Origin of the sequence: Rhodohalobacter mucosus (assembly GCF_003150675.1) — a bacterium.
In the GTDB taxonomy this organism is placed as follows: Bacteria; Bacteroidota; Rhodothermia; order Balneolales; family Balneolaceae; genus Rhodohalobacter; species Rhodohalobacter mucosus.
This window is the reverse complement of sequence record NZ_QGGB01000005.1, coordinates 243627-255518: the sequence shown is the minus strand read 5'-3', so window position 1 is coordinate 255518 and position 11892 is coordinate 243627. Positions and strand designations below refer to the sequence as shown.

At 48.5% G+C, this 11892-nt stretch carries 9 protein-coding genes; 7 read left to right on the top strand and 2 right to left on the bottom strand.

Translation table 11 applies throughout. The features are described from left to right. The 7 genes from DDZ15_RS06650 (at position 1) to DDZ15_RS06620 (ending at position 9462) form a co-directional block, all read left to right on the top strand. On the top strand, positions 1-1497 hold the full coding sequence (locus DDZ15_RS06650; protein WP_109646296.1) for an AMP-binding protein: 1497 nt from the start codon (positions 1-3) through the stop codon (positions 1495-1497). Between the two features lie 126 nt (positions 1498-1623). After that, on the top strand, positions 1624-2121 hold the full coding sequence (locus DDZ15_RS06645) for a DUF4402 domain-containing protein (protein ID WP_109646295.1): 498 nt from the start codon (positions 1624-1626) through the stop codon (positions 2119-2121). Positions 2122-2169: 48 nt separating this feature from the next. Further along, positions 2170-2844, top strand: a complete 675-nt coding sequence (locus tag DDZ15_RS06640) for a hypothetical protein (protein ID WP_109646294.1) — start codon at positions 2170-2172, stop codon at positions 2842-2844. A gap of 10 nt (positions 2845-2854) precedes the next feature. After that, positions 2855-3379 carry a DUF4402 domain-containing protein gene (locus tag DDZ15_RS06635; protein ID WP_109646293.1) on the top strand — a complete coding sequence of 175 codons (525 nt, stop codon included), beginning with the start codon at positions 2855-2857 and terminating at the stop codon, positions 3377-3379. Positions 3380-3522: 143 nt separating this feature from the next. Beyond that, on the top strand, positions 3523-4023 hold the full coding sequence (locus tag DDZ15_RS06630; RefSeq protein ID WP_109646292.1) for a DUF4402 domain-containing protein: 501 nt from the start codon (positions 3523-3525) through the stop codon (positions 4021-4023). A 94-nt stretch (positions 4024-4117) separates the two neighbouring features. Next, positions 4118-4948 (top strand): fimbrial biogenesis chaperone, encoded by an 831-nt coding sequence (locus DDZ15_RS06625; RefSeq protein ID WP_109646291.1) that lies wholly within the window; start codon positions 4118-4120, stop codon positions 4946-4948. Next, positions 4945-9462, top strand: a complete 4518-nt coding sequence (locus DDZ15_RS06620; RefSeq protein ID WP_109646290.1) for an SPOR domain-containing protein — start codon at positions 4945-4947, stop codon at positions 9460-9462. Before DDZ15_RS06625 ends, DDZ15_RS06620 begins: the two co-directional genes overlap by 4 nt. A gap of 40 nt (positions 9463-9502) precedes the next feature. Here the strand turns inward: DDZ15_RS06620 and DDZ15_RS06615 are convergent, their stop codons facing one another. Both DDZ15_RS06615 and DDZ15_RS06610 read right to left on the bottom strand, forming a co-directional pair. Next, entirely contained in the window at positions 9503-9877 is a 375-nt protein-coding gene (locus DDZ15_RS06615) for a hypothetical protein (RefSeq protein ID WP_146198533.1), read from the bottom strand. A 619-nt stretch (positions 9878-10496) separates the two neighbouring features. Beyond that, the gene (locus DDZ15_RS06610; RefSeq protein WP_109646288.1) at positions 10497-11798 is read right to left on the bottom strand and encodes a pyruvate dehydrogenase complex dihydrolipoamide acetyltransferase; all 1302 of its coding nucleotides are present in this window, start codon (positions 11796-11798) and stop codon (positions 10497-10499) included. Between the last annotated feature and the right edge of the window lie 94 nt (positions 11799-11892).

Here is an 11892-nt window from a genome sequence, read left to right as displayed (position 1 = left end):
ATGAACGGGAAATCACAACCTCTTCCCGAGTATCACCCGCCCGACCCCGACCTTCACTTCATGGCTTCGGAACACCGGATCTATGACTATACCCATCTCTTTCACTTTGCCCTGCGTCTTCGCGAGCGTCTTGCAGATGTTGAGGTCAGTGAAAAAAGGCCTGTTTTACTGTTCGCTGACAGCTCGGACAGACTGGTTTTCAGCATTGCCTCCCTCTTTCTGTTAAATATTCCGTACCTGGTTCTCAGAAGGGATATGCCCTCCAAAGACCTGGACCGGGTACTGGAGCATATCAAACCGGCCTGTATTCTTGAAACCGGAGACTCCGCATCCACTCTATCCGGCACACACGGCCTGGACGTGGTTCAAACAGAAACTACATGGATGGAGCGGGAGGCATACTGGACCCCCGAAAAATTTACCCTTGCTGATCCGGGAGATATTGCAGGCTATTTTCTGACATCCGGCACCACCGGATCCCCGAAAATTGTACCCCTGAAACGAAGACAAGTACTGTTTGCAGCCTTTGCGTCCGAATCGAACGTAAAACCTTCTCCCAATGCCTACTGGCTTCTCTGCCTTCCCCTGAACCACATTGGTGGAATCTCCATCATCTACCGCACGCTTTTATACCATTCCGCACTGTTCCGGATGGATCGGTTTGATGCTGATGCGGTTCGAACCTTTTTGTCTGAAAACCCACTCTTTGAGGCTGCTTCGCTGGTTCCCACCATGCTGATGCGATTAATGGAAGATCACCTCTTTACAACCCATGCTGATTTTAAAGCAATTCTGTTGGGAGGCGGACGCATACCGCCTGCTTTCATAGATGCTGCAGTAACCCGCGGCATACCGGTCGTATCAAGCTATGGCATGACGGAAACGTGCGCACAAATTGCTGCAAACCCGATTCTGAGGCCAAGCGGTACCTACTATCCCAAGTCGAGTGTGGGCGATATTTTTCCGCCCAATCAGATCGAAATCAGAAATGAAGAAGGAAAGGTTCTTCCCGCGATTGAAGAAGGAGTTATCTGGCTGATCGGACCGCAGGTTTTTGACGGGTACACGGATGAGTCACTGAATGCCGGAGTTTTTGACGATGATGGCTGGTTTTGTACCGGCGATTACGGACACCTTAACAGATACAAACAGCTATTTATCGGATCCCGACGCACCGACTTGATCGTTACGGGCGGTGAAAACGTAAATCCCTTTTATGTTGAGTCGGTTCTGAACGGGCTCAAGGGAGTTGCCGAATCGGCCGTTATTGGAGTACCGGACCCTGAATGGGGGCAGCGCGTGATCGCAATGGTTACGGGAGATAAAGAGTTAACAGATCCAGCATCACTAAAAAAAGAACTGGGCAGAAAATTATATGATTTTCAGGTGCCGAAAGAGATTCATATTGTTAAGGAGCTTCCAAAAACGGATCTGGGCAAGATCAAGCGATCCGAGCTCCAGGGCATTTATACGTCACTTGTGCAAGGAGAATATTGAACTTAAATGACGTATCTTCATTATAAAAGCTTAATTGGCTATGCCAGTTCCTTTTTTCGATTTTAGCGTTATAAAGTCACAGAAAGTGAAAACAGAGGCCCTGACCGGTCTTTTCACCACTACCCCATGATCAGGAAATTACTGCTTGCAGCCTTTTTATTGATTGGCTGCACCGGCTTATTGCATGCCCAGGATGATAGGCAGGTGAATATTAACGTCACCGCTATTGTGAACGGTGCTGTTGAGACCATCACCATCCAGACCATCGATTTTGATAACATCGAGAGGGAAAACTCTGTTGTTACGGTAAATCCCGTTACAAGTCCGCGAGCGGGAAAAATGATTGCACGGGGCACACCGAATGCCGAATTTCAAATCGATTACCTGCAGGAACGGGTGTTGGATAATGCAAACGGACCGGGAACCATTATCTTTACCTATACTGTAGCGGGCAACATTGTCGATGTTCAGGATACAGCTGAAATCCTCTCACAGGAGGTCAGAGACCTTACATTTAACAATGACGGCGAGTATTTTATCTGGGTAGGCGGCTTTGCCGATCTGTCAACTGCAGAACCCGGCACGTACATGGGTGAGTTTACGATAGAAATCGAGTACATTTAGGTCAGCCGCGTCAGGCTTTTTTAAGATCAAACCAGGATCACCACACATTTGCAGCAACAAGAGAAACATACCCGAACACAACCCCGCCGCATCAACTCCCGGCTTCAGGCTCTCTTTGCGGCAACTCTCAGGCCGAATCTGCGGTGGATTGCGGGCCTGCTGCTTTTTTTGGGCACTGCTGCAGAATCCTTTTCACAGGAGATTGAATTCGGGCGTTTTGGCAATTATACCATCACGATCGAGAACATTTCACTGGGTGACCTTACATTTGAAGATCCGGTACTTTCAAACGGTGGCATCTACCAGGTTGAGCTGATTGACTCCTACGTGCTCTCCATCATCGGCGTCAAATATCTGGATGTTGGTGTGGAACTGATAGGTGACGGAGAACTGCTTCTTGACGGCGATCCAGCCAACTCCGGCGATCCGCAGCGCAGCATCCCTTTCACCCTTCGGGCAGCCTATGCCAACAACGGGCAAAATAACATCTCTGATGCCGTTTTCATCCCTGTTTCGGGAAGCAATATCGGAAACGCCAGGTTCCCCATTCTTACCCGGCAGTCGCAGCCACCGGGTCCGCCACCCACACCCCCTACCGGCCAGTTTGATCAAAGCCTTGTGGAAGAATCAGCATACCTGTACCTCTATGGTGATATTGACGTAGGCAATGTACTCGCAGGGTTCTATACGGGAAACATTACCATAACCGTGGAATACCAGTAATCCATCACCATTGAAACACCCTTTTAAATCCATATCCATCCTTGTAGTTCTGTTCCTGATAATTGCAGGTAACAGTGCGGCACAGTCTTTCACAATTGAGCTGGATGTGGAACCGCGGGTGGAGACTACAGTGAATCGGTCTCTTGACTTCGGACAGATCGTTGCAGGCACCGGTTTTCAGCAAATACCGCTTGGTTCACCCACCATGGGTGTGTTCCAGATACGTACGCTTAACGCACAAAATTTGATTATTTCACTTGATCCTTCAAGCGAGCTTGTACATCAGGAATTGGGCAGAATGGCTTCAATTCCGCTCAATTTACAGGTTAACTACACCCAAAATGGCGTGGATGATTACCGGCAGAGCGTACCTTTAACGGGTTTTGAGCGGTATATTACGCTGGATCCGCCGCCCCAAAACCCGCAGTCTGCATGGACCAGCGTATTCCTTTATGTATATGGAAGTATTGAACTTGGCATGGTTCCCTCGGGGGTATATACGGGTGAGGTTGTGCTTAGCGTTGTGTATGAATAAGTTAGAGGGCCTTAATTAAAACCTTTTAACTTGTAACACTACCGGGTCTGAATGTATCTTTATCACACATTCAGAAAAAAAAGAATGAATGTGAAATACCCCATTATTGCTAACGGCTTTTACTAACTCAACACAATAAAACAATGAAAAAATTAGGAATCATCTTCACAGCACTTCTCCTTTTCGGAGTCGGAAATATTTATGCTCAAACTTCAACCAGCGCCGATGTCGCAGTTAGCGCTACGATTGAAGGTAGTTTAACCATTGCTAATCAAAACGACCTTGCTTTCGGTACAGTTAGTGCGGGAGCAACTGCAACCGTAGATCAAACAACTTCTGTTGACGCAGGTAAACTTGCATTACAAGGTACAGCAGGTCAAACCGTAGTTGTGACTGCACCGGCATCTCTGACGCTTACAGGAGCCGGCGACGATATCACAGCGAGTCTGGCTTATGTAGGTAATGATGCAGATGATCAGGGAACAGCCGCAGAAGGTAACCTTGGCGGTGGTGGTGGAAACGTCACACTTGATGCAACAACCGGAGAGTACTTTATTTGGGTTGGCGGTAGCTTTACAACACCCATCACGCAAGCTAATGGTGTCTACAGTGCAACACTTACAGTAGCTATTGAATACCTGTAAGTTAAAAACAGATTGATTATTCAAAGCCCCATTATTTCATGGGGCTTTTTTTATTATTATACTCTCCTATCATCGTTAATCAACAGACAGGTTAATGAAACCACTCAAAGTTTCTCTGCTGACCGCAATTTTTGCTATTGCGGCCTTTACGACCCAGGCTCAGGTTACCATATCGCCAACCGCAGTTTTTCTCGATAAAAACAGCAAGGTGGGCTCTTTCTATGTTTCCAATCCATCTGCCAGCGCAGTGGAGGTGCGCCTCTCTTTCGAATTTGCCTACCCGGCTACGGATGAAACCGGCAGGGTTTATCTCAATTACGAGGATGCTGCTGCTGAAGAACTCTACTCCCTGGTGCCCTACCTGAGGGCCTTCCCAACCACGTTTGTACTGCAGCCCGACCAGCGTCAGACCATCAGGCTGGTTGGCCGTGTACCTCAGAACTCCGACCCGGGTATGTACTGGACCCGTATGAGGGTCTCCTCAAACCAGCTTACGCCTCCTATCGGCGATGTGGAAGAGGGACAGGTTTCCGCACAGGTTTCCTTCCAGATCGATCAGGTAACCTCCGTACTCGTACAGCACGGTGATGTAAGCACGGGTTTGACTATCAATGATATCACAACATCTATTGAAGACGGTCAGCTCATCATACTTACCGATGTGGAACGTACCGGAAATGCTCCCTTTATCGGCAGCGTCAATACCCGGATTTTAAATTCCAGGGGAGAAGAGGTCAATTCACGGCGATCCTCTACATCCGTATATTTTAATACCATGCAGCGAGTGGAGTTTGATATCACTGCGCTTCCCGCAGGTGAATACACCATCAACACCACATTTGAGTCGTCCAGAAACGATATTGCATCACAAAACCTCATTCAGATACCCGACGTCAGCGAAACAACCTCCTTTACGATTGAGTGAACAAAAAATGCATCCTGATACTGCTCCTAATATCTCTCTGTGCATTGCTGCCGCCCCCCGGGAAACTATCGGCGCAAACAGCAGATCAGGAAGTTTTTCTGCAATTTCGCCACGAAGGCGTTGTTAACACCTTTGTATCCTCCATTTATTACCAGGACCGGTTCTACCTTTCGGTATCCGATCTGTTTTCTGCACTCTCCATCGACCTGAATGTGGACACCGGCCGGATGCAGCTTTCCGGCAATTTTATCGGTCGCGGACAATACCTCATTCAGCTCGACAGCCGCACCCGCACTGCAGAGTTCAATGACCGTACCCTGCAGCTAACGGCCGACGACTACATTATGTCGGATCTTGGGTACTATCTGAGCCCTGAAATCTTTTATGAACTTTTTGATATGGAGTTTATGATCGATTTCAATAATCTGGTGCTCACTCTTGAATCAGATGATACCATGCCGGTTGTTGCTCAGCTTGAAAGGGAAAGACGGCGTGAACGCATGCTCAGGACTCAGCGGGAACTTCGGCGTGATTTTTTTCCCCTTCAGTTCGGCCGAAACAAACAGAGCTTTTACGGCGGTTATTTTGATTACAACCTGACCGGAAGCTACAACGACCTTGGAAGCAGTTTTCTATATAATACCAGCCTGGGAACGGAGCTTATTGGGGGTGACTTACAGGGAACCATTTTTGGCAACGTGTCCGAAAACACCACAGCCATCCGGTCCAGCGGGCTAAGATGGCGTTACGGCATACTGGACAATGAGTTGATCAGCTCCGTTACCGCGGGTCAGACCACCTCACTTGGCCTGCTGCCTGTTTCCTACACCGGGGTAAAACTGACCAATGAGCCTCTGGAGCCCCGTTTTCTCTATGGTGAAACCGCATTTAACGGCATCGTGGAACCCGGTTCGGAGGTAGAACTCTACCGCAACAATTCACTGGTCGATTATGTAATGGCGGATGAAACAGGACAGTACAGGTTCATGGTACCCATCACCTACGGAGCCTCCAACTACAGCATACGTGTTTATAACCCTACCGGGCAGGTATCCACCCGCGATGTAAGGCTGCAGGTGCCCTTCAATTTTTTGCCTCCGGGAGAGATAAACTACACCGTAGATGCAGGACGGCTTGACAATCCCATTGCGGGATCCACAGACCGCGGGTTCATGTCGAGAGCGGATGTCACCGCCGGCCTCACCAACCGTTTCTCAGCTCTTGCAGGCGTGGAGTATTTTGAGGATTTTCATGACGGTTTGCCCACCCTCAAGGCCGGACTCTCTTCCCGTCTGTTTGACAATTATCTCATTTCGGTTGAGGCAGCCAGCCAGGCTTTTTACAGGGCCTCCGGCAGCGTGATCTACCCTTCCAATGCGAGCATCAGCCTCGATTATACGCGGTTCAACAGAGACGGAGGCATCTACAATCCGGCACGGAATAATTCCGCCTGGAGAACCAACCTGTTTGTACCGTTCGAAATAAGAAACCTTCCGCTCTTTGTCCGCTTCAACCTTTCGAACGAGAACAGGGAACTCTCATCCGTATCACGCTACAGGGTAGACCTGAACACCCGCGTGGGCAGGGCGAATCTGCGCCTGGGCTACCGCGACACGCAGGTGGGCAGTTTCAGCTTCAGCAGTTCACCTGTTGCAAGGGTTACAGCATCGGCCACCTACAACGTGTCGAGAAGCCGTACGGTACCCACCCTTTTGCGGGGTGTTTTTTTGAGGGCACAAACCAACTATCTGCCTGCTTTTTCACAGATTGAGGACGCGGAAATACAGATCAGCCGGAATATACGTCAGACGGGAAGGCTGCAAATTTCAATGGGACGAAATTTTACGGGAGACTTTAACCTTTTCAGGTTTGGCTTTACGGTTGATTTCAGCTCCATCCGTTCGGTTACCACCGTTCGCTCAACACGTACAGCATCCGCATTTACGCAAAGCCTTCGCGGATCCATTGGATACGATCCGTCAAACAAAAATACACTGTTTACCAACAGACAACAGGTAGGCCGGTCGGGAACGGCCGTGCGCCTGTTTGTTGATCACAATAACAGCGGTACGTTTGAGCCCGATTCTGATGAACTGATACCCCAGAATGCCGTCCGTATTGATCGGGCAGGCGGCATCCCCGTTTCAAAAGACAGCATACACTATCTGTCACAGCTGCAGCCCTACAGGCAGTATAATCTGACGATCAATAAATCTGTGATTACCAATCCGCTGCTGGTCCCCGAGCTTGAAAACTTTTCCATCATCACGGATCCGAACCAGTATAAAGTGATTGATGTACCTTTCTACACCTCCGGAATCGTGGAAGGAGTCATTAATCGAACTCTTGATAACGGCACGCAAACGGGATTGGGCGGGCTTCGGCTGTTTATGCGTCAGGTGAATGTACCGGAAGGAGTTGAACCGTACGAACAGGAGCTGCGCACATTTTCGGATGGGAGCTTCTACGCTTATGAAATTCCGCCGGGCGACTATGTTATAGAACCGGATTCAACCCAGCTGGCTTTTCTGGATGCAGAACCGGATATCGGTCAGCTCGAGTTTACGGTACAGCCACTCTCGCAGGGTGATTTTGTTGAAGGGCTTGCCATCAACGTAACACCCGAAGGTTACCGGGAACCGGATGAAACTGCACCGTTCATTCTGGCTTCACTGACTGAGCGTCCCGCCGGCAGCATGGATCTGACGGGCCTATTCGGCCAGAACGGTCCATTTATGCTGCAGGCTGCCTCCTTCATGGAGTTTGGGGATGCGCTTCGATTTGCCGAACAAGCGGAAACGGTAACGGGTATCCCGTTTGATATTGCCTACAATTCAAGAAATGAACTATACATCATTCGCGCTTCGGAGATGCTGCCCGCAGAATCCATATCGGCTGCCCTGAGAGGTCTGTCCGAGCTTTCTGCACTCGCTCCTGCAGTAATCAGGGACATGGACCCGGATACACTGAACGTATCAGCCGGGGCAGAACCGTACATTCAGCTGGGTGTCTTTAGTTCACTGGAAGAAGCTGACACGTTTATTGATACCCGTGACCTGGCGCTGCCCTACGATCTTATGGTTTACGCCGATCCTCAGGAGAGCGTGTTCAGGGTGCTGAACGGCGCATATGGAAATGACACGGAGCTATTCGATTCCCTTCAGCGGATAACGCTGGCCGGCAGTCCCGATGAGGTCGAACCCGAACCCGGTCTTCCCGCATATACGTTCGAGCCTGATTACAGATTTTCACTGTCACTGGGAGAATTCAGCAATGCAGATAGCGCACGTGCCTTTATCGACCGTTACAGCGACCAGATCAACGTTACGCTGACCATGGTTCAACTGGATAACGGCTCTTTCGAAGTGAATACGGAGGAGCAAACCGGCGACTGGGCCGGGCTGCTCAACCTGGGTACTGACATCTCATCCATCACAAATATGCCTCCTCCGGTTGCCCGCATTCTGCCAACCCTTCCAGCCAGTGAGATGGATGAGGGTGCAGAAGAGGATGACCGTATAGAACGGCAAAGGGTTGATACAACGCGTTTCAGGCCCGTGGAACTCGACCTTGCAGAGCTCCCTGCCGATACCCTGATTGCCTCCGGGCTTGACACCCTCGTAATCAGAAATTCAGGTACACCGGTTATTGAAATTCTCGAAGAAGAGGAGTTTATTGTTCAGCCTGCAGATACTGCAACAGCAGCCGATCCGGAGATACGGATCACCGGGCCTGCTGACCTTCCAAACCTCGAACAATGCACATTCCCGGTTCAGGTCGGCAGTTTTGGCGGAAATCGTTTCGCACGGGAAATCGCAGACTCCATTTCAGAGCGAATCGGAACGGATATTACCCTTTATTACAACCAGGTTACGGATCTTTTTGCCCTGAGAACCGAAGGGTATGAAACTCTGAACGATGCAGCTGAAATGCTGAACCGTTTCAGGGACACAGACCCCTACAATCAATATGCAATCGTGGGACAGTGTGTTCCGGAAGGATCGGAATCCGATTACAAACCGGTTCAATATCTGATAGATCTGGGCCGTTTCAGCAATACTGAGCAGGCTGAAGCTTTTATCGGAACGCTACCTTCGGAGCTTCAGCAAAATACTTTCTTGCGGAGTGACGGTGAAGATGGAGCTGAAACTGTTTATTCAGGTCCCTTTGAAAGATATTCGGCTGCTGAGGAAGTCCGTGATGCATTGATCAGGTCTGGAGTTGCGGATAGTATATCCATAATTATGGACCCGGACACCAGGAACCGGTTTAGTCTGCAGTTCAGGGTGTTCCTGGGCACCTATGGACCTGAAAATCCACTTGAGGAAATAGCAGATCGGCTTGAGCAGGTAACAGGCCGCAGGGTTACCATCAGAATGGATAACGTGGATACCGCCTATCTTTTTGAAGAAAACGTATACGGCCTCTGGAGTCGGTTTCTTGAGGAACTTGACATGATTTCAGGAAGAACCTCTTCATCAGACTCTGCCGAAATATTTATAATTGATGAATAAAAAAAAGATGAACCCGGGTCAGAGGTTCATCTTTATGGGATTACAGGTACTCAATTATTAGGGATTGAGTACCCCTGTGTAGGCCTTTACTACGACTAACAAACTTTTCACTTGTATTAAGACCGAGTACAATTGTACCGTTTGACTGTTCTTTAACCGCCAATTCACTTTTCATTGTCCAGATTTCATCTTTACACCTCATTTCAACATCCTTTTGTGCGCGTATCAACATCTCTGTTCCACGTGCAGATCGCAGTGAGAAAACACCGTATGGCACACTGCTGTTTTGTAATAAAATACGTCCGCTGCTCTCCGCAGCCTGAACAGTCAGTCCGTCAACCACTTCCACACGCACATTCATTACGCTGGAATTGTGCTTTTGAGCACTGCTTGGTTCCGTGATGAATAGTTCCAAAGTTGTCAAGATGATTACTATTGATATGAGTTTAACCATATTACAATCAACCTCTCTCTCTTTTGTATGCGTAACTGCTGACGGCCTTCATCTTCAAACCAACAGGCCGCTTAACCGTCTGATTAAAAGTATTAGATTTTCTTAATATTATAAAGGTTCAAACTCAAAATAGGCGTTCCTGCCTATACCGAAACGGCACGTATTTTGGTAAAAGCCGGTTTTTACAATCATTAGAGTTTCAGCCTTATCAAACCCAAAAATGAGATCGGTAAAAAGGCGTACGGCTTATAGGTAGAAAAGCGTACCCCTTAATTACCGGTTTATGAACTGATGAATAGTGCAGTATTTATTCAAAAAATTATCCGGGGCGGGAATAGGTTCAGTGCAGGGGTTTGCTCAAGACGGGTAGTTAAATGGTTATCATTTAGAATCTCTCTGGCTGATTATAAGTACAGGCACATTATGATATGCGATTGGCAAAATTCGATCTCTGATCTCTGAAGGAATGGGCCAATTTGAATTGTGCCGCCTGCTTCAGGTCAACAGAGGTATTATCTAAACAAAAAACCCCGGACAGAGCCGGGGCTGATTTTGATATCCAATTCAGTGGGTCGTTTTGCTATAGCAGCATAGAGAGCGGATTCTCCAGCATTTGCCGTACCGTGTTCAGAAATTGTGCGGCTTTTGCACCATCTACAATTCTGTGATCGCTGGAAAGCGTTACTTTCATGCGCTTACCGGGTACAACCTCCCCGTTTTTCACTACAGGTACGTCTCGTATGGCTCCCACGGCCAGAATACAGGCGTTGGGCGGGTTTATGATTGCAGTAAACTCTTCAATGCCGAACATACCCAGATTGCTGATGGTGAACGTGCTGCCTTCCATCTGCTCCGGTTGCAGTTTTCTGTTGCGTGCAAGCTCCGCAAGTTCCCTGGTTTCGGATGAGATTTGCCGCAGATTCTTCTTGTCACAATGGTTGATAACCGGAGTCATAAGTCCTTCATCAATGGCAACGGCTACGGCTACATTCACATCGCCGTGTCTGCGTATCACATCATCCATCCATGACGAATTGACGTCGGGATGGCGGCGCAGTGCATGTGCACAGGCTTTCACAATAATATCATTGAAGCTGATTTTTACCTCGCTCACTTCATTCAGGGAGGCACGCGCCTTCATTGCGGCTTCCATATCGATATCAATCGTCTCATAGAAGTGGGGACTGCTGAATTTGCTTTCCGACAGCCGCCGCGCAATCGCTTTACGCATTTGAGAAATTTTCACCTCTTCCGACTCTTCGGAGGCGTAGGATGGCGCTTCGGCTGCAACAGTACCGGCACTCTCCTTATACTCTTCAATATCTTTTTTGATAATACGGCCTTCAGGTCCTGAACCTGATACAGATGAAAGGTCAATTCCTTTATCCTCAGCCATTTTTCTGGCTAATGGTGAGGCCTTGATTCGTCCGTTTTCATCGCTCTGAGTTGATGGTGCAGTCCCGGATGTTCCTCCGGTTTTTGAAGAGCTGTCTTTACCGTTTACATCCCCCAGAATCGGGTCAAAATCCCCGGATGAGCCTTTGGATTCAGATTTCTCCTTTTTCGCTTCTTTCTCTTTCTTCTGCTCCTCTTTTCCGGACTCTTTTTCTCCGTTCTCCTCAAGCAGGCCGGTTATGTCTTCACCCTCTTCACCCACAATGGCCATCGCACCGCCCAGAGGCACGGCATCCCCTTCATCCACCAAAATCTTCAGTATGGTGCCGGCATCAAAAACCTCAACCTCCATGGTTGCCTTGTCGGTCTCCACTTCAGCGATTACATCGCCGGATTCCACTTTGTCCCCTTCTTTCACATTCCACTTGGCGATCACTCCTTCTTCCATTGTGTCGCTAAGCTTGGGCATCTCTATTTTTTCAGCCATCGTATTTCTTCAGTTGAAATATATATCGGTTATAATTTTACAAAAGTACATTAGCAAGTGAAAATGCAAAAGGCAATGCTGAAATGAGCATCTG